The sequence below is a fragment of the Veillonella sp. T34266-5 genome, assembly GCF_002959815.1.
GTDB classification, from domain to species: Bacteria; Bacillota; Negativicutes; order Veillonellales; family Veillonellaceae; genus Veillonella; species Veillonella atypica.
Map to the genome: position 1 here is coordinate 32,044 of NZ_PPCZ01000004.1, position 20,429 is coordinate 52,472.

At 41.6% G+C, this 20,429-nt stretch carries 16 protein-coding genes; all 16 read right to left on the reverse strand.

Annotation, left to right across the window (positions count from 1 at the left end):
* Positions 1-109 precede the first annotated feature (109 nt).
* Positions 110-1,063 (reverse strand): magnesium transporter CorA family protein, encoded by a 954-nt coding sequence (locus VIHSUH07_RS01915; RefSeq protein WP_005378032.1) that lies wholly within the window; start codon positions 1,061-1,063, stop codon positions 110-112.
* A 153-nt stretch (positions 1,064-1,216) separates the two neighbouring features.
* On the reverse strand, positions 1,217-3,346 hold the full coding sequence (locus tag VIHSUH07_RS01920) for a heavy metal translocating P-type ATPase (RefSeq protein ID WP_105083684.1): 2,130 nt from the start codon (positions 3,344-3,346) through the stop codon (positions 1,217-1,219).
* 213 nt (positions 3,347-3,559) lie between these two features.
* Positions 3,560-3,883, reverse strand: a complete 324-nt coding sequence (locus tag VIHSUH07_RS01925) for a YolD-like family protein (RefSeq protein WP_233187791.1) — start codon at positions 3,881-3,883, stop codon at positions 3,560-3,562.
* Positions 3,884-3,930: 47 nt separating this feature from the next.
* Positions 3,931-5,214, reverse strand: a complete 1,284-nt coding sequence (locus VIHSUH07_RS01930) for a Y-family DNA polymerase (protein ID WP_105083685.1) — start codon at positions 5,212-5,214, stop codon at positions 3,931-3,933.
* A 231-nt stretch (positions 5,215-5,445) separates the two neighbouring features.
* Complete coding sequence (dnaB, locus tag VIHSUH07_RS01935) at positions 5,446-6,807, reverse strand: replicative DNA helicase (RefSeq protein ID WP_105083686.1); 1,362 nt, start codon at positions 6,805-6,807, stop codon at positions 5,446-5,448.
* A 111-nt stretch (positions 6,808-6,918) separates the two neighbouring features.
* Complete coding sequence (gene rplI, locus VIHSUH07_RS01940) at positions 6,919-7,365, reverse strand: 50S ribosomal protein L9 (protein WP_105083687.1); 447 nt, start codon at positions 7,363-7,365, stop codon at positions 6,919-6,921.
* A gap of 2 nt (positions 7,366-7,367) precedes the next feature.
* Complete coding sequence (locus VIHSUH07_RS01945; RefSeq protein ID WP_105083688.1) at positions 7,368-9,389, reverse strand: DHH family phosphoesterase; 2,022 nt, start codon at positions 9,387-9,389, stop codon at positions 7,368-7,370.
* 16 nt (positions 9,390-9,405) lie between these two features.
* Positions 9,406-10,365, reverse strand: coding sequence for a DUF2232 domain-containing protein (locus tag VIHSUH07_RS01950; RefSeq protein WP_105083689.1), 960 nt, complete (start codon positions 10,363-10,365; stop codon positions 9,406-9,408).
* Positions 10,366-10,558: 193 nt separating this feature from the next.
* On the reverse strand, positions 10,559-12,736 hold the full coding sequence (locus VIHSUH07_RS01955; protein WP_233187792.1) for a ribonuclease J: 2,178 nt from the start codon (positions 12,734-12,736) through the stop codon (positions 10,559-10,561).
* 423 nt (positions 12,737-13,159) lie between these two features.
* On the reverse strand, positions 13,160-14,236 hold the full coding sequence (locus tag VIHSUH07_RS01960) for a DUF805 domain-containing protein (protein WP_105083691.1): 1,077 nt from the start codon (positions 14,234-14,236) through the stop codon (positions 13,160-13,162).
* Between the two features lie 30 nt (positions 14,237-14,266).
* On the reverse strand, positions 14,267-15,058 hold the full coding sequence (locus VIHSUH07_RS01965; protein ID WP_105083692.1) for a uracil-DNA glycosylase: 792 nt from the start codon (positions 15,056-15,058) through the stop codon (positions 14,267-14,269).
* Positions 15,059-15,243: 185 nt separating this feature from the next.
* Entirely contained in the window at positions 15,244-16,017 is a 774-nt protein-coding gene (locus VIHSUH07_RS01970) for an ABC transporter ATP-binding protein (RefSeq protein ID WP_105083693.1), read from the reverse strand.
* 11 nt (positions 16,018-16,028) lie between these two features.
* Complete coding sequence (locus tag VIHSUH07_RS01975; RefSeq protein ID WP_105083694.1) at positions 16,029-16,781, reverse strand: ABC transporter permease; 753 nt, start codon at positions 16,779-16,781, stop codon at positions 16,029-16,031.
* Between the two features lie 9 nt (positions 16,782-16,790).
* Positions 16,791-17,744 (reverse strand): ABC transporter substrate-binding protein, encoded by a 954-nt coding sequence (locus tag VIHSUH07_RS01980; protein WP_105083695.1) that lies wholly within the window; start codon positions 17,742-17,744, stop codon positions 16,791-16,793.
* Positions 17,745-18,048: 304 nt separating this feature from the next.
* Positions 18,049-19,686, reverse strand: a complete 1,638-nt coding sequence (locus VIHSUH07_RS01985; RefSeq protein WP_105083696.1) for an ArnT family glycosyltransferase — start codon at positions 19,684-19,686, stop codon at positions 18,049-18,051.
* Between the two features lie 10 nt (positions 19,687-19,696).
* Positions 19,697-20,290 (reverse strand): DedA family protein, encoded by a 594-nt coding sequence (locus VIHSUH07_RS01990; RefSeq protein ID WP_105083697.1) that lies wholly within the window; start codon positions 20,288-20,290, stop codon positions 19,697-19,699.
* Positions 20,291-20,429: the final 139 nt, after the last annotated feature.

A 20,429-nucleotide genomic window follows, 5' to 3' on the forward strand; every position in this document is an offset into this window, starting at 1 on the left:
ACAATTGAATAGAGGTAACCTCAGATATCTCCCATGTAGAACTACTTATATGAGAGACAAAAAAGCTGGCCTAAAGCCAGCTTTCAGCATATCTATTATAGTTATTATCTTAGAAAAGATCTTTTTTCCACATGCCAATAATGGCCACGATGGAACAGGCCACGGAGATGCCCACAACCTCGAAGAAACCATTTTCATCGTTTTGAAACGGCAATGGCACGTTGGTCCCCCACAAGCTAAAGATGATGGTCGGTACGGCCAGGGTAATCGTCAAGGCTGCCAACATTTTCATAACCATATTAAGGTTGTTTGAAATGATGGATGTAAAGGCGTTCATCATGTTCATCAAGATATTAGAATACATTTCAACCATTTCGATGGCCTGTTTATTCTCGATGATAACGTCCTCTAATAGATCCTCATCTTCCTCATACATCTTGAGAAGGTGTTTATAGGAACTGTGACCACGCAAGCGCAATAAACGTTCCATAACGGTACCATTCGTACGCAAAGCGGACGTAAAGTATGTCATGGATTTTTGTAATTCCAACAATTGGAAGAAGTCCTTGTTCTTTGTAGTATGACGCAATTGGACTTCGATATCGTCGGTACGACGGTTGATTTGTTGCAAGTAACGCAAGAACATGGTCGCCGTGCGATATAGAATTTGGAACAAGAAACGAGTCTTTTTATACGTATAGAACGTAGAAATCTGATTAGAAATAAACGGATAGAGCACTTCAGATTCTTCTAAACAGATGGTAATAAAGAAATCTGGCGTCAAAAAGATACCAAGTGGCACCGTATCGTACATATCATTGCCGCGAACAACAGGAATGTTGATAACAACAAAGATATAATTGTCCTCTAACTCCACGTGAGAACGTTCTTCCATATCGAGGGCGGTCTTTAATACGTCTGTAGGAATTTCCGTCAGGATATTGATAAGGGATAACTCATCGGGGTCTGGGTTCACCAAATTTACCCATGAACCTTTTGTGGCATCTGATACCGTGTAATCGGCTACTAATTCTTCTTCTATGTGCTTGTACACCGTAATCATGTTATCCCTCCTTCCGAGCGAAAATACTGTATCTCATCTTTAAAATTATATACTATTTAGGTGTACTATTCAATTCTCTTGTGAAAGTTTTACATAGAAAAACTGCTCCTCATTGCCTAATACAATGTAGGAGCAGTTTATTATCTATCAGTATTATTTTCTACTCAAGATGCGGACAGAGTTTAAGATACAAAGGATGGATACGCCTGTATCGCCAAATACAGCCCACCACATGGATGCATAGCCTAAGATGCCAAGCAACATGATAAGGATTTTAACAGCAATGGCGAATACAACGTTTTGCCAAGCCACGCGCAATGTTGATTTGGATAAATCAAGAATATGTGCAATAGCGGTCAAAGATGGACGCATGAACACAACGTCGGCCGCTTCGATAGCCGCATCAGCGCCGCTACCCATCGCACCACCTACGTCAGCACCAGCAAGAACTGGCGCATCATTGATGCCATCGCCTACAAACATGGTAGGACCATATTCAGAGCGAATATCTTGAACAACGGACAATTTATCTTGAGGCAATAGTTGAGCACGTACTGCGCTTACACCCGTTTCTTTGGCGATATAGTTAGCGCTTGCTTCAGCATCACCAGTAAGCATAACAGTTTTAATATCTTGACGATTAAGATCAGCAATCGCTTCAGCAGAATCCGGACGAGCTTCATCGGCGATGATAATACGGCCAAGGTATGTATTACCTTCGGCTACAAGAACTTCTGTACCGTATTCAGCAGGTTCTGTTGGATAGCCTTGTACATCATAGCGTTCCATAAGGCGACGGTTACCAACAAGTACTTGTTGACCATCTGCCATACCTACCATGCCTTCGCCAGCTAATTCCTGAACGAAATCGGAAGGTTCCACTGTAAGACCTTGATCTTTTGCTTCAGCAACGATACTTGTTGCAATTGGATGTGTAGATACAGCTTCAATAGCTGCCGCCATGGATAATAATTGACCAGAACTTACATGGGAGCCTACAGTTTCTACGTTGTGAACTTTGAACTCACCAGATGTAATAGTACCTGTTTTATCAAGAGCTACTGCTTTCACATTAGCCAATGCTTCGATAACACGACCACCTTTAAGCAAGATGCCATGTTTGGATGCGTTACCAATACCGGAGAAGAATGCAAGTGGCACGCTTAGCACCAATGCACATGGACAAGAAATAACAAGGAATGTTAAGGCTGTATAAATCCATCTATGCCATTCGCCAGTAATGAGGGATGGAATAATCGCAACAGCAAGGGCAAGGGCTACTACGATTGGAGTATATACACGAGCAAAGCGCGTAATGAATTTATCGATTTTAGGTTTCGATGCAGCTGCATTTTCAACAGCATCAAGAATTTTAGTAACCATGGATTCTTCTAGAACCTTATCGACGCGCATCGTAATACGTCCAGTTTCATTGATGCAGCCAGACATCAATTGTGTACCTGGTTCTGCGCGAACAGGTACTGGTTCGCCGGTTACAGGAGCCGTATTGACGCGAGTTTCACCTTCAAGAATCGTACCGTCTAGAGGAATCAAATCGCCAGGACGAACTTCAATAGTCCAGCCCACCTCAACCTTTTCAGGGGACATAACTACAATTTCGCCACCGCCGCATGTATCTACGACGCGCACCTCTTGAGGACGCATATCTACAGCGTTCATGATTTCTGTACGGCTACGATCTGTTGCTTTTTCTTCAAAGAATTCACCGATACGGTAGAATAAAATAACACCAACCGCTTCAGGTAATGCATCGATAGCGATGGCACCTAATGTAGCAATAGACATCAAGAAGTTTTCATCAAATATTTCACCCTTTAAGATATTACGCGCTGCTGTACGCAATACAGGAAAAGCAAGGAGTACATAAGCCACGTAGTAAATCGGAGTTTCAATGCTCTCTGGCAATCCGATCGATGGAACAAAGGAAGTCAATGCTTCATAGATCATAAATAATAGACCTACTACGATAACTGCAATTGTTACAGCGTCATTGTCCTGATTGTTTTCACGGCCATCATCCACAGCCGCTTTAGATTTACGCTCGTAATCAGCTACTGTTACGCCCTCTTCGATAGCATCACAGATGTCTTGAATGTCACGCTTAAGAGCCTCACGGTCCTCCCAAGACCCAGTTAATTTTAATTGATGTGTAGCAAGTGTAAAATTAGCTGTTTCTACCACATCCATTTTACGGATACGATCTTCGATTTTCGCTGCACAGTTCGCACAGTTCAAATCCTTTAGAAGTAATGTTTCTTCCATGATATCTCCTTTATCTATATTTGAAAGCACAGAAAGCTTTCATCCTATATGAATTAAAATAACATATGAATATTCACTCATATGTTATTTTAATAGAATCTATACGATATGTCAAGAAAAATTATCAAAATCAATAAGACGTAAAACAGCCCATACGTATCACCTATACGCATGGGCTAATTCTATATTCTTACGTTATAGTTTTGACTATTTCTATTCATAAAGATTGATTTCTTTTATGTCTTTAAAGGTAATCTCAACCCCCTCTATAGACATAGTATGGGCCGTCTTATTTATCATCTCTATGGCGCCCACCAACTCCGTATAACAATGACCGTTGTAATATAGGACTCGCACAAAATTTCCGTCTGTTAATGATTGGATTGTACGATTTAATTCCTCTAGTTGATCCTCAGATAACTCTACACGAGACTCCTTAGGCCGTGCTACGGTTGCCAGCAATGTTTCAAATCCCTTTAACGCCGCAAAGGGCATAAATTGTTTAGCCCGTTGCAAGCGCGACATCCGATGTTTCATGAATGTATACCTTCCCTCACGCAATACATCAATTCCTATTGTAAAATCTACTCTCCATTATGACCGCCTACCAATGTATTTCTAAACTGCATGGTCCCTTCTTCTTGCAAGCTAGATGCACGAAGGATAGCATTTTTACCAAAACGTCCTTTAATATTCAGCATGGTTTTCTGTATATGTTCCTCTTGCTCTGCTGTATCCGTTAATGCATTACTAAACAGGTCCATTTCAGTCGGTACAGCGGCCTTATTAACTAAAGCTTCAAAACTAACGGCAATGCGTCGTATTAACTCATGAGGCCGTTTATATTTATCAAACAAGGCTAGTACAGCTGGACATAACTCTTGAAATGAGTCCGTATAATGTGCTAAGGTTCTGGATCCACCAGTGGACTTTAGATCCTCTGCTGCATAGCCGATATGAACATGAATACATTTTGTAACCGCCTTAATCTGTAACAGTTCAAGGACTAAGGACTCCACCATTTCTCGCATGGGCAATCGCGCCTCATCAGCCGTATAATTGCGCAATAGAATTTGGCTTTGTGAAAGGGAATGTTTAGACGGTCTATAGGCGTGAATATCGGCAATAGTGCAGCTCTCACGACCCCACGCATGATCGATTAACAGCTCCGCGTTCACACCAAATTCCTTATACAGTTTATGTTCCGGTACTTGGGTGATGCCATGCAAATCAAAGGCGCCAAATTTACGTAAGCGGTTTGCAATACCGCTGCCGATTTGCCAAATATCCGTAATGGGCTGATGATGCCAAATTTGCTCTTTAAAAAGGTTTTCATCAAGATACCCTATAAAATCCGGCGCATGCTTCGCCAGTATATCAAGGGCAATTTTAGCGAGGAATAAATTAGTCCCAATGCCAACAGTAGCGTAAATATGAGTAGCCTCGAGTACCGCATCAAGCAGGAGTTGAGCCAACTGACGAGGCGTTTTCTTGTACAAATTCGTATATGGCGTGATGTCTATAAAGTATTCATCAATAGAATACACATGAATATCCTCAGGGGATATGTAATTTAGTAGCGTCCCATAAATCTGCGCCGACGCCTGCATATACCGTTTCATATGAGGCTTTACCGTGATGTATTCAATATGTGAAGGAATTTGAAATAAGCGAGACCGATTTTTAACGCCTAGCTTTTTAAGCGCTGGAGAGATGGCCAATGTAATCGCCCCCTTGCCACGCGAATTATCGGCCACCACCAATGGTGTTGTAAAGGGATCCACACCTAAATCGGCACATTCTACGGATGCGTAAAAGCTCTTTAAATCAATACACATATACATCCGATCTGTATCAGCTAAACCCATACCAACACCTCCTTAAAACGCTAATGGATTGACTTTCACAAAATTAGTATCCTCATAATTTCTATCATTAGTATAACAAAAATACGCAGTATTTTCAAACGTATGTTTGCTATTATGCAAATAATTTTAACTAAAAAAAGGTATCTATCATTAGACATATTTCTAATAATAGATACCTTTGTGCTTTGAATTTTTTTGATTCTAAGTATGTATCCCGACGACAGATTACGTTTATTGTTCAGGGCCAACCCGATCTTCGTCTACCGTGTCTAAGAATCGTGTTAACTCGCCAATAAATAGAAGTTTTACACTACCGACCGCACCATTACGATGTTTACGAATAAGGACCTCTGCCTTATCACCCATTTCAGAATTTTCATCGTAATATTTATCGCGATACAAGAAGATAACGATATCCGCATCTTGTTCAAGGGAACCAGATTCACGAAGGTCAGATAATACTGGCCGCTTATCTGGGCGGCTTTCAACACTACGAGACAACTGAGACAAGGCGATAACAGGCACATTAAATTCACGGGCAATCAATTTTAGATTACGAGAGATTTCGGATACCTCTTGTTGTCGATTTTCGCTGCCCTTACCGGAGCCACGACCTTGCATAAGCTGAATATAATCGACAATGACAAGATCAAGGCCATGTTCTACCTTGAGGCGGCGCAACTTAGCGCGCATATCCTGCACCGTAAGGCCTGGCGTATCATCGATGAACAGGTTCGCTTGGCTCATCTCATCCGCTGCGGCCATTACCTTACCCCAATCATTAGGGTCCATGTCAGCCTTGCGCAACTTATCTGATTCAATGCCGGCCACAGAGGACAAAATACGTCCTACCAACTGTTCCTTAGACATTTCTAGAGAGAAGAATGCTACGGTCCGCTTAATCCCCATCGCTACATTCTGAGCGATATTCAAGGTGAAAGCGGTCTTACCCATGGCAGGACGAGCCGCCACGAGAATAAGGTCTGACCGTTGCAAACCATTCAACATGAAGTCTAGATCTTTAAACCCAGTTGGTACACCTGTAATAGAACCCTTATGTTGTTGCAGCTTACTAAGTCTATCAATATTCATAAGAACTACATCACCAATGGGTGAAAACGTCGATTCTGATTGTGTTTGACCACCTACATCAAGAACGAGTTGTTCTGCCTTATTCATAATGACGGATGGTTCATCCTCACCAGCATAGGTCATACCGACGATTTTATTTCCCGCATCAATGAGACGTCGCATTTGTGCTTTTTCCACAATAATGCGCGCATGCTCTTCAACATTATAGCCCGTCGCTTCATTTGCAAGAGATGTAATATAAGCAATGCCACCTACTGTATCCAGTTTTTTACGTCGTTCTAGTTCTTCACTTAACGTAATGAAATCTACCGTCTTGTTGCCTCTTACAAGATTTAAAATAGCATCATAAATGATACGATGCGTATCACGGTAAAAATCATCACGATCTACGATACTTGTTACCAAATCAACGGCTTCGCCAGATGATGATCCATCTGTCAGCAATGCCCCTAATACGGCCTTTTCCGCATCCTCATTATGCGGTGGTATGCGTACGTCCATGTCCTTCTCCCCTTAACTAGAATATGAGTATCTTCCCTATGAAAGCGTGCGTCACGCCTCTTCTATGCACAAAAAGAATCACCACACTCTGTGAGCATGGTGATTCGAAGATTATTCAGCGACTACGTTAACCTTGATAGTGCTCGTAATTTCTGGATGTACACGAACCACTACATCATGAACACCTAATGTCTTTAAGGGTTCTTTAATTTCAATTTTCTTTTTATCGATGTCTACCTTGTATTGAGCTTTTGCTGCATCAGAAATATCTTTAGCAGTCACAGAACCGAATACGCGGCCTTCTTCACCCATGCGAACCTTAACAGTAACTTCAACCTTTGTGAGTTGAGCAGCCAAGATTTTAGCTTCATCATTTGCTACTGCTTTGTTATGTGCAATGGATTCTTGTTTTTGACGAGCATTGTTTACATTCGTAGCTGTACCTTCAAGACCAAGGCCTTTTTTAATCAATACATTACGACCATATGCGTCACTTACATCAACGATTTCGCCTTTTTTACCAACTTTTTTTACGTCTTCTAACAATACTACTTTCATTGTTATTCCTCCTCTTTTTCAGCGGAATGAAGGGCTTCTAGTGCTTTATCTAGAATAGCTGCCTTCGCTTCCTCTATCGTCATACCTTGTAATTGGGCACCAGCCACGGTTCTGTGACCGCCACCACCCAAGGATTCCATTACAACCTGTACATTTACCTTGCCTTTAGATCGAGCACTAACGCCGATACCGCCGTCATTCAATGGGTAAAGCACAAAGGCCGCTTCAATATCTTCATTACTGATGAGCATATCCGCACTCTGTGCAGCCAATGCCATCATATCCTTCAAACCTTCAGGTGCTACAGAAATAGCAATCCCTTCGGTACGACTGGCTTCAAATACCATTTTAGCACGCAATTGGATAGAATCGAAGGTTTCAATAAATAATTGTTTAACCTTTTCAATATCCGCCCCTGCACGGCGCAAGAACGCTGCCGCTTCAAAGGTACGTGCCCCCGTTTGTTGAACGAAGTTCTTCGTATCTAAAACGATGCCTGCATAAATGCCTGTGGCTTCCGCTTTTGAAAGTTTTACAGGAACACCTGCATATTGTACAAGTTCTGTTACAAGCTCACTCGTAGATGATGCAGCCGGTTCCAAATACGTAAGCAATGGATTTTCAATAAAATCAGCTGCTCGACGATGATGGTCGATGACAATGCGTCGCTCAGATACTTCAAGAGCCTCTGGCGCTGCTACCATCGGCGTTCTATGCGTGTCACAAACGATGGCCAATGTATTCGCATCGGCCCACAATTTTGCTTCTGCAGGCGTTAAGATATGAGTTTTCCAAAATTCGTCTTCCCCGAGAACATGTACCATTTTGTCGATGGCATTTGTTTCTTTTGAAAGTACTAATCGCACCTCTTTGCCAAGAGCACGTGCAATCGATACGACGCCAATAGCGCCGCCTAATGCATCATAGTCCTCACGTTGATGGCCCATAACAAGAATTTTGTCAGAATCATTCATCAATTCATGAAGGGCTTGACTGACTACACGAGCACGAACGCGCGTATTCTTTTCAATACCAGCCGTATTACCTCCGAAGAAGCGGGTGCTTTCACCATCCATAATACAAACCTGATCACCACCGCGCCCTAAGGCAATATCGAGGGCTGCACGAGCACGTTCGGATACATCCTTAACAGAGCCTGCATTTTCGCCAATGCCAATACTGATTGTAGCAGGCACTTGGCGAGGAGAAGGCAATTTACGGATGCGCTCAAGCACACTAAAGCCATTGTTTTCCATGTCTTGCAAAGCGCCACGAGAAATGGCAAATGTGTACATATCATCTTGGAAATTTCGAATGAACCCTTCGTGTTTATCGATTTCATCAACGACGATATTATTGATTTCAGCCCATAGATTTGTATACTCTCTATCGCTAAGGCCCTTCGTCAATTCTTCGATATTATCGATTTGAATCATGCCCCATACAGGCTGTTCTTCTTGCGCCTTAATACGTTCCTTCTCAATTTCTGTAATATCCTTAAAATATAAGGCCATAACAGCATGTTCAGTCAATTCATCATTAGGATCCGCATCAGGTCTCGTATCGCGAGGGTCAATGAACTTATATACCACTTGGAAATAGCGATCTCCGTATTGTTCTTTCAAAAATCCAGATTTACCCCAAATCTTATCAATTCTAAACCCAGGGATTAACGCGGACATTTTTTGCAACTTGTTCCAATCTACTGGAACCCAATCGGCAAATACACTATTATTCCACACCAATGTACCTTGCTTATTGACAAGTACGATGGCTGTCGGTAAGTTTTGTAAGGCAAAGTTAGCCGCCTGCGTCACATTTTTCATCATAGCACCGAATTGTTCGCGTGCTAAACGACGACGATTATGGATGGTATTGTAATTAATCAAGTATACAGCAACCACCACGATGGCCGACAATATGGCTAATAGCCAATTTAAATAAGCAATGATTAAGATTAATAGAACGATGACACCAATAATTGTCCATTCCATTACTTCCCATCTTCGTTGAAAGGATTTCATAGTAACCTCCTTTCTATTAATAACCTCGTTGATTAAAACGAGATCGTAAATCTAAAAACATATCCATAACACCAAACGTTACTAGAGATATTGGCATCATGACATACAAAAGAGCTATAATAACAATTTTTAATACTCTTGATACACCATAACCTTCTAAAACGCCAAGCAAAGAAGCGATGCCATTAAGGCCACAAGCAAAGGCGCCAAATAAAGCAATGTTCATGCCAACAGTTGTAAGTAGCTCATTATTGATGCCAATAAAGGATGAGCCATAAATAATAATGAGACCTACAGCCAATACACCAGCCGTCCAAACAGGTATTTGCCAGGATGAAATAGCGGGTAATGGTTGTACAGGATTATTAGTACGTTTTGCAATATATGCTGTAAACCGTGCCAAAATATAGGACGTAACAGCAAAAGCACAAAACGCATAGGTTATGAGCATCCTTTTAATCTGTGTTAAGCTCGCTTGTATTTGTTGTATATAAAGCTCTGTCTGTTCTGGTGGTAACGATTGTTGTTTCACTGTATCTATAAATGCATTTTGTACATCATCACCAATATTTTGAATAGATGTCTGTAAATCAACAGACATAATCGACATGGATGCTAACAGTGTAATAATAGTAGTCACCGCTAATGCTAGCGTAGGCACCAAGATCAATTTTAAAGGTGACCAACGTTTACGAAAACCTAGACCAATAAAAATACTTGGTACTGCATACATCAAGATAGTTCCTACAGCGGTCAATGGCCCCAATAAAATGGAAACAATGACAAAGGCTACTACAGCCGCAGAGCAGCTATAACGAACACCCCACCTGATACCTACTGTAGCAATCGCCGCAGGAGCTACGATAGTAGCTAATAATGATAAGACAGGAAGACTAGCGCCTATAACGGTTAATACAACTACGATGGCCGCTAAAAATGCCGTTTCCACCATAGCTCTTGTATTTGTTTGTTTCATAATACTCCATTCAACACTAAAAGGATACCAGTTATCCTTTAATTATAGCAGTTTAAAGAAGTAACTTCAAATACCCTATATAGTAGACAATAACAGCAACCACGCTACTTATAGTGTCTCAAAAGAATAAAGATATCCCCCTCAAGACCACTGCCATGTCATCGTGGCTGTGTACTTGAGAGGGATATGTTATTTAGTGTACATCTTGAATGATTGGTAAAATCATAGGTCTACGACGTGTTTTGTCATAGAAGAATTTACCCAATGCATCGCGAACGTTTTGTTTAATTGTAGTCCAGTCCTTGATACGTTGTGCTTCACAATCATCTAATACTTGATGAACGCGACGTTCTGCTTCAAGCATAAGTTCTTCTGCATCACGTACATATACGAAGCCACGAGATACGAGATCTGGGCCTGCAATGATGGTACCGGAAGCAGTATCCATGGCCATAACAACGATAACCATACCTTCTTGTGCCAATTGTTGACGATCGCGAATAACGATATTACCAACATCGCCAACACCAAGGCCATCAACGAAGATAGCACCCGCTTGTACACGGCCACCTTTACGGCCACCGTCTTTATCAAATTCAAAGATTTGACCATTATCGCCGATGAGGACCTTCTTAGGGTCTACGCCCATAGCCACACCAAGTTCACCATGACGACGTAACATACGGTACTCACCATGAACCGGGATGAAGTATTCTGGACGCACAAGGTTGAGCATTGTTTTAAGCTCTTCTTGACTCGCATGACCAGATACGTGGATGCCACGATCTTTGCCATATACAACATGGCAACCTAGACGAAGTAAGTTATCGATAGTTCTACCAACAGCACCTTCATTGCCTGGAATTGGTGTAGCAGAGATAATAACAGTATCATTTGGTGCCAATTCTACAGTGCGGTGGTTGCTTGTAGCCATACGGGATAAGCCCGCCATCGGTTCACCTTGAGAGCCAGTTGTTAAAATCATGATTTGGTCATCTGTATAGTTGTGCATTACATCTACGTCGATAATCGTATTTGGTGGAATATTCAAATAACCGCGTTCTTGTGCGATTTCTGTAACATTTACCATGCTGCGACCCATAACGACAACCTTACGGTTGAACATAACCGCCGCATCGATTGCTTGTTGGATACGAGATACGTTAGATGCGAATGTAGCCAATACAACGCGGCCTTTTGCAGCACCTACAGCTTGTTTAATAGCAGGTCCAACGGAGCTTTCAGAACCAGTAAAACCAGGTTTTTCTACATTTGTAGAATCGGACATCAATGCTAGTACGCCCTTGTTGCCAAGTTCTGCGAATTTATGAATATCCATCAATTTGCCATCAACTGGTGTTTGGTCGATTTTAAAGTCCCCTGTATGGAGTACAGTACCGATAGGTGTATCGAAGTACACCGCAACGGAGTCAGGAATGGAATGATTAGTTTGGATAAAACCAACCTTCACTTGACCGATTTGCACTTCATCGCCTGCTGCAATCGTGCGAAGGCATTTTGGGGATACTTTATGCTCTTTAAACTTACCTTCAATCAAGCCACAAACAAGATTTGTAGCATATACAGGGCAGTTAATTTCCTTCATAAGGTACGCTAAGGAACCGATATGGTCCTCGTGACCATGGGTAATAACGACTGCTTTCACGCGGTCCTTATTCTCAATGATATAGCTCATATCAGGAATAACGATATCTACGCCAAGCATATCTTCACTAGGGAACGCAAGACCTGCGTCAAGAACGATGATTTCATCCTCGTATTGGAAGATGGTCATATTTTTACCGATTTCACCAAGACCACCAAGAGGGATAATTTGGAATTTACCCTTGTTAGAACCCGCTGGTTGACGACCAATTAAATCGGATTGAACCTCTTGGTTGCGAGTCATCGGACGGTTGTTAGTGCGCGTACGACGGTTGTTAGTATTTTCATTACGATTATTATCATGCGTATTACGTGTACGCGTATTACGTGTATTTCTTGTATTACGAGTATTCTCGCCATTTCGTTCAGTACGATGTGTATTTTCACCGCTTCGAGTTGTACGGTTTTGACGAGGTTGGCGAGGTTTACGTTCTGTACCTTGTTGTTCGCCTTGCTCTGCTGTTGGACGTTGACGACGTGTATTCGTTCTTGTATGTGTCGTACGTCGTTGACGGCCTTCGCCATTTTGACTAGCTTCGCCTGTATGACGGCGTTCACCAGTGCGACGACCTTCTGTATTGCGGTGTTCTCCCACAGATCGACGTGTGTTGGTACGACGGCGCGTTGTTTTTTGCTCACCTTGAGCAGACGGAGCCGTCTCTACTGCAGTCACTTGTGCAGTATGTTGATTATCTGTTGTATTCACAGTTCCTCCTAAAATTTTATTCATTAATTTGTTTAACATATATTTTCACCTATCATTAAAATTTGATCTTTACAGAGGAACGGACAAACGAAAAAGGCGCTATCCAGCAGCGTCTTTCAAATGGGCGCAAAAATAGCGCAACTTAATTGTTACCGTTCAAGTCCTTTTGTCCATTCGCCTCGTGCAAATGAGTATAGTGTACCATTAAACGCGTCAGCCGCGACGTTACGTTCTCTTCGTTACCGTTTAATGTTCATTATAATCCGATCGTTCTGATGAAAGCCTCGCTTTCATACGTTACTATTATTGTAACATAAAAATAGCGTTAACAAAAGAGGCCCCTTATGTTGACGCTATTCCATTAATCCTGTACGAATTTGAGCTGATAATCGCACAAAATCTAACCGTGTTTATACATCATATTTAGTTATCATCATCAGGCAAATGTTTGTAAAAGCCTTCAATATGCCACGCACCATTTTCTTCAATAAGAGAAATATATCGCTTCATCGGTTTAGCCTCTACCATGCCTTCGCCAACCTTTGTGGTTTGTAAATCTGCTTCAAATACAATACGTTTTAAACTACCTGAACGACTCAGCCGTGCCACATCCAAGGTAACCATATCCACTTTTGTACCTTGCTGCATAGCTATGAGCCATTTTTGTTTTTCTACTGGATTGGACCTAACTCGGTTCATCACATACGTGAAAGCCTTATCATAGTCCTTATTATTTACCGCATCAAAATAGCCTTGTACCGATGCACGAGCGGCCTCTTCACTGCCTTCACCAACAATGGCATTTGTAAACCACCCTGAAGGGAACACCTCATTTTCCGGTCCCATAGTTCGTAAAGAAAATCCAAATATACATACTATACTTACAAGCACAACAATTAAAACTCTCGTTGTTAACGAACTACTCGTAGGGGATACTTTCATAATTGAAGCTAGCCGTTTATCTATAACGATATGCTGCAATGCACCACCATATTGATTGTCCTGTGGCTGCCCCTTTTGACATAACAAGGCGAGCAAAATCAAGGGTCCTACAAAGGGGATGAGGAACAGCAATAAGCTCATACTGCCTCGTCCCGTATCATGCAGTCGGCGCACACATAACGACCCTAACGGAAGCAAGGATACTAAACATAGTATAGCCGTTAAGAACCTACCTAAACCGATTAAATACGGTCCCGTTTGAAATATAGCGGTTATAGCATAGAAAAAAGCGAGCAAACCAACCATACATACATGCCACAGCAATAGAAATTGTAAAAATTCCCTCCGCGAAGCGCGACCATCTGTATCCATGAACTTATTCATCACATAGAGATATGTATCCTTATAGCTAAGCTGATAATGGGATAAAGGATAAATTACATCACCTTCAGGTGCAATGCGCTCCACCTCTGTAGCCACCGTATACTGCCCACATGTAGGGCAAAACATAGCCGCCTCATCACAATATTGATGGCAAGCATCACAATAACGTTTCATAAATTTCTCTCCCAAAACTTTCAACTCAAATTATTTTAAGTATGTATCTATAGCCTCCGCAAAACCCTGACGATATAGATTAGCTCCACCATTTGCAGGATGACGTAAACCGATGGCAGATAGACCAAATTTGCCCATCGTATCAGCAGACTTTTGTCCTACTGCGAGCACAAGAGGTTCTACGCCACCTAATTCTATATGTAAATCTAACAAGCGTTTTGTATATTTCCAACCTAATTGTTGTTCTCTATCCGTAGGCGTGCGGTTCGTCAATGGATTTCCATCCTTATGAGGATGGAAGGGGAATATATTCCACAACAATGTATCATATGGATCTATCCCCTTTTCAACGATAGCACTCCACACCACCGTATCAGTAGGTTCGTTAAAACCGTCCTTCTGCTGTGTTCCTTTTAATAAAGAGCTAGTAGGCGAACTAGTGCGTTCCAACCGAATCGGTGTTATATTCTTCGCACGAATGGTTTTGTGCTTATCTAATAGCATTCTTTCACAAGTAATAGCAATGCCACTAAAACGTCCGCCTTGATATCCTACCGCCTCAGCCACTACAAATACCTTAGCTCGACCTAAGCGCGGTAATAAATAAGCTACTAAATTATCTCGACGCACTTGAGCCGCATCAAAACCATCTGTAACAATCTCTAAATCAGGATTTACCTCACCCCAAGGATTGTGTACAAGACTACCATGATATTGACCGAGCCACTCTACAAACCCTCGCACCTTCTCTACTCGTTTTGCATCAAATGACGCTATATACTCATCAATAGACATACGCTTCTCTAACTCAAATAAAGACATACAGCCTCCAGTTTAAAATTTATATGTTATTACCGATATATATCTACTATACATGATAATTACACGAATTGCATAAGAAATATAAAAACCACCCAAGGACGTCGAAATACTTGGGTGGTTCTTTTAAGGTGTACACTAATGGAACTCCTTACTCTTTTAGCTTCTTATAGTATACACCATAACAACTAAATATAGAACTCGATTTTGTCTTCTTTTGCCAATTGGAATTGTTCGAAGATGTGGTTCCGAATATTAACAAAGGCTGCCGATGTGCGGTCTGTTCTGTCAATGATATTTACAGGGATGATGGTTTGTACTCGACCCGGATTAGCTGCCAATACTACTACACGGTCTGCTAGTACTACGGCCTCTTCAATATCGTGGGTGACAAATACAACGGTTTTACCCTCTTCACGGCAGATGCGAGAGATTTCGTCTTGTAAGTTGATACGTGTCAATGCATCGAGGGCGCCTAATGGTTCGTCCATGAAAATGATATCTGGATCTACGGCTAGTGCACGAGCGATAGATACACGTTGTTGCATGCCCCCAGATAACTCTGCAGGATAGCGATTACGAGCATGATCGAGGCCTACCATTTTAACGTATTTATCGATGATAGCAGGTCGCTCTTCTTTAGGCACCTTTTTACTTTCAAGGCCAAGCTCAATATTGCTTTCCACCGTACGCCATGGCAACAAGCCATAATTTTGGAATACCGTTACATATCTGAGTTGAGGCGCTTTCACCTCTTCACCGTCGATAGTGATAGAACCAGATGTAACGAGCTCAAAGCCCGCCATGGCATTTAATAGCGTACTTTTACCAGAACCAGAAGGGCCTAAGAGGCAAATAAACTCGCCCTTTTCAATATCTAGATTAATATCTTCAAGAATGGTGAGTGGTTCCCCATCTTTCATAAATTCCTTGTGTGCATTGCGCACCGAAATGTAACCCATGAGGCCACCTCCTATTTCTCAATACCCCAACGTTTGTAAATCCATTTTTCGATGAGGGACACGCCCCAATCGAGTAAAAGCCCAACGAAACCGATGGTCAAAATGGCTACCATCAAGAGATCGTTACGCAAGTTATTTCTCATATCGATAATGAGGAAGCCAAGACCTGTTTGAGAGCCTACCATTTCACCGGTTACAAGGAAGATCCACGCTGTACCAAGGGCGATGTGAAGACCAGATGCAATACCTGGGAATACAGCAGGCAACACGATTTTAAATAACAGTTCAGGCTGTCTAATACCAAAGTTACGCGCTACCTTGATGTATACAGGGTCGATATTTTGGATAGCGGATACTGTGGACAATAACACAGGGAAGAACGCTGCAATAAAGATGATTACGATAGCCGGTGCTTGACCGATGCCAAAGAATAGAACGATGAATGGCAACCAAGCTACTGGAGAAATTGGTCGAATCACTTGAACGATAGGATTAATGTAATTCCAAACTCCCTTGTACCAGCCCAAGATAAGACCTAAAAAAACGCCGGCTACAACAGAAATGATATAGCCGATAAAGAAACGTACTAAACTGTCTGCAATATCTTTAAAGAGAACCCCTTCTCCAATAAGTTCTCCAAAGCCGAGTAACACCTTATATGGCGTCGGCAATAAAGCTTCGTTAAATCCGCCGAGGCGAACGATTAACTCCCAAATCAGCCAGACTGCAATAAATGCGCCCGGCACATATGTATATTTCTTCATGGTCCCCTCCTATGGTAACAATGATTGGTCTACAAACTCTGAATAGGTCGGCACGTTTTTGATTAAATCAATATGTGTCATGTGATGCACGAGCGCATTATAACGGTCCTCTGTAAGGGCTAAATCTCCAAACCCAATCACTTTGAGGGAACGTTCAATAACAGGATCCTTAAACTTCATATACTTTAAGGAAATCTCTTTTTGTGCCTCTGGATGCTCATCTAAGTATTTACCTGCATCGAGATAGGACTTGGTGAAAGCTTTCGCTAAATCGTGGTGTTCATCCACGAATTTTCCATTAAACACAAGAGCACAGCAAATATTGTCATGCCAGAGGTGATCAGGGTCTTCAAAGACCTTACCTTTCCCCATTTCCAACGCTAGAGAACCAAATGGTTCAGCCACGCTATAGCCTGCGATTTGGCCTACCGCTAAAGCAGATGGCATTTCAGGAGGGCTCATTTCTACGATTTGTACATCTTTTTCAGAAAGACCCGCTTCTTCAAGCATGCAATCCACGAGAACTTTTTGAGTTGATTGTTTATGAGGGATAGCAAAGGATTTGCCTTTTAAGTCTTGAACGGAGTTAATATCCTTATTAACGATAATAATATTACCCTCTGTATGACCAAGTGCAGCAGCACGGACATCAATGCCTTGTTCACGAGCCTTTACACCAAGTTCAACAAGAACAGCTGCGGCATCTACCTTACCAGTATTTAACGCATCCATAAGCTCTGGCCAAGACCCATATTTAACAAGCTCTACATGAACAGGACCATTTGCCGTTTCCAGCTCTTTTGTAGCAAATACTGGCAATGCATGAGTAATTGGTAAATAGGCTACGCGTACAGTCTTTAATTCTTGTGCCGTCTTTGGTTTATGGTGTTCATGATAACCATAGGCTATGCAGCCAATAACCAAGAGAACCACTCCGATGATTAGATACCATGTCTTCTTCATAACTTCCCCTCTTTCTACCTCACAACAAGGGGGCGATTTTGACACATGCCACTTCCGCACTTTTCTAAAACCTAGATGAAATAAGGTTTCAAAACACCTCGTTCTAAAAATTATATAACCTACTATACCAATATGTTTTTAATATGTCAACAATGCATATAACTATAATGGGTTTTATTTCTAAAAAAATATAAATAGTAATTAGGACATAATATATACATTAAATATTTTGATTATATACACAAAAAAGCATCAACCGCATTGAGCGGTTGATGCTACTTTCACAAACATGATTAACAATATATTATTCTTCAATATAAGCTTGTCGTTTATTCAAAATATAAATCTCAGAGCTACCAGCCTCGCTGTACTCACCAACATATGGTGCAATACTAGACTGTTTAAAATGGTTAATTTCGCCTTTTGGAACGATGACCATGATTTGCTTACCTTCAGCCAAACGCTTGATAAACTCGTCCTCCGTCACTTGCTCCATAAGGTATTTTTTATCCCACTCAGCACTACGGTGCTTTAACTTATCCTTGTCATCCCAACGACTGCTGTCACCCTTAATACGAACCACATCATGTCCAGTATAATATACGAGAGATGTGCTGTATCCATTGTAATAATACACATCACCATTATACTTATCTACAACAGGGATAAGATTGATAGAACTACGTTGTTTAACAAGAGGTACCAAGCCTTCGAGTACTACAATCGATGAAATAAGCATGGTTCCGATCACGACAATGCTCAGCAAACGATACCGTTGGCGAGTCCACCAGAACCATAACAGCCCTAATATGGATACGCCTGCCAAAACATAGAGTAATCCATAATAGCCCCAAGGTGCAAAGAAAGACGCGCCTACATAAGCGATCCATAACAATAGTGTGGGACCGACTACAATCCATGGGACATAACGAGGCCGACCCGGACGCAGAGCTTTCATAGCCCCTAATGTACCAAGAATACTGAAAGGTACAAGACTAATAAATGTATATAGAGGATACTTAGTGGCCATCAAGGAATAGAATAGAACCGTACCCACGCCCCAACACATGCAATACACGTACCACTTATGACGCTGTTTAAAGCCCGTTATCATGCCATAAATAACAGCGCCCGTCCATGGTAAAGAAGCACCGAGGAAAATAGCGATATAGTACCACCACACATTATCTTCCGGGTGTTCAGATTGTGTTGCACGTGTCACATTGTTAAGGCCTAAGAATCCATCCAAAAAGGCTTGTCCATGGGCGCTATACATATAAACATACCACGGCATAGCGACGACAAGAAAGGCCAAAATCCCTTTCCAATCAAAGAGACGAAATAACATTTGTTTTGAACGGCAAAGCGCAACATAAACGAGTAAAATAAGGCCAGGTAAAACAAGTGCCACGGGCCCCTTTGTCAAAACTCCTAATCCGGAAAATACATACGCTACAATCATGGCCGTACTAGAATTTTCATTCAAGCCTTTGTACGCATACATCATAACCATCAATGTCGTATATAACAATACCATATCGGTTATAACACCATGAGCAACAGCCCAGAACATAAGAGATGTACCAAGGATAGAGGAACCTACTAAGCCAACAAGCCAACGTCGACTAAAGGTCCGTAAAGCTTGAAACAGGGTAGCCACTGACAAGGCACCAAATATAGCACTTGGCAACCGAACTACCCAATCAGCAATACCAAAGATTTTAAAAGCTAATGCAATCAGCCAATAAATCATAATCGGCTTGTCATACCAATATGTCCCATAAATCTGTGGCGATAACCAATTGCCAGACAACACCATTTCCTTAGCAGTTAACGCATAATTCGATTCTACTGGATCGGTTACAGGTAGTATATTATTAGCTACCATAAAGAATACCAGCCAAACAACAAACAACACAGGCGTCAAACGAGACAATTTCATTGTGACCTCCTTATGATTTACGGCGATTCTTATAGTATTTAAATCCGAGCACTGCAGCCACAATAGCAAAGATGACAATCACAACTAGCAAAAATTCATGATTATACTGAATAAGATCTTTCCAGTTTTCCCCCAGTACTTTTCCTAAATATACGAGTAAAATCGTCCAAGGAATAGTACCAAGTACAGTCCAAACGATAAAGTGCCACAATGGATAGCGTGCCATGCCAGCCGGGAATGAGATAAATGTACGAACACCAGGTAAAAGACGGCCAAAGAATATAGCTACTCCACCATATTTATTAAACATCTTTTCAGCGAGTTCAAATTTATGCTCATTAAAGAATACATATTTACCGTATTTCAATAACAACGGACGACCGCCATATTCCCCCATCCAATATGACAAAATGGATCCAACGATACCAGCCAGTGTACCTACGACCATTGTCGTATGCAAATCAAATATACCTTGAGCAATTAAATACCCTGCAAATCCAAGCACAATTTCACTAGGAATCGGTATATTCGCATTCTCTAGAACCATCGCAATAAACATGGCTGCATAGCCATACGTTTCCATGAACGAAATAATATATTCCACTTGTTATACCTCGTCATAACTCCCCTATACCGGATTTATGATTTTTTAATGCTAACTAATGCTGGTAAAATATCACCATGTATACAATCTATTTTACCATAATAAAATGACCCTCACCATACGGAAGGGTCATTCGGGG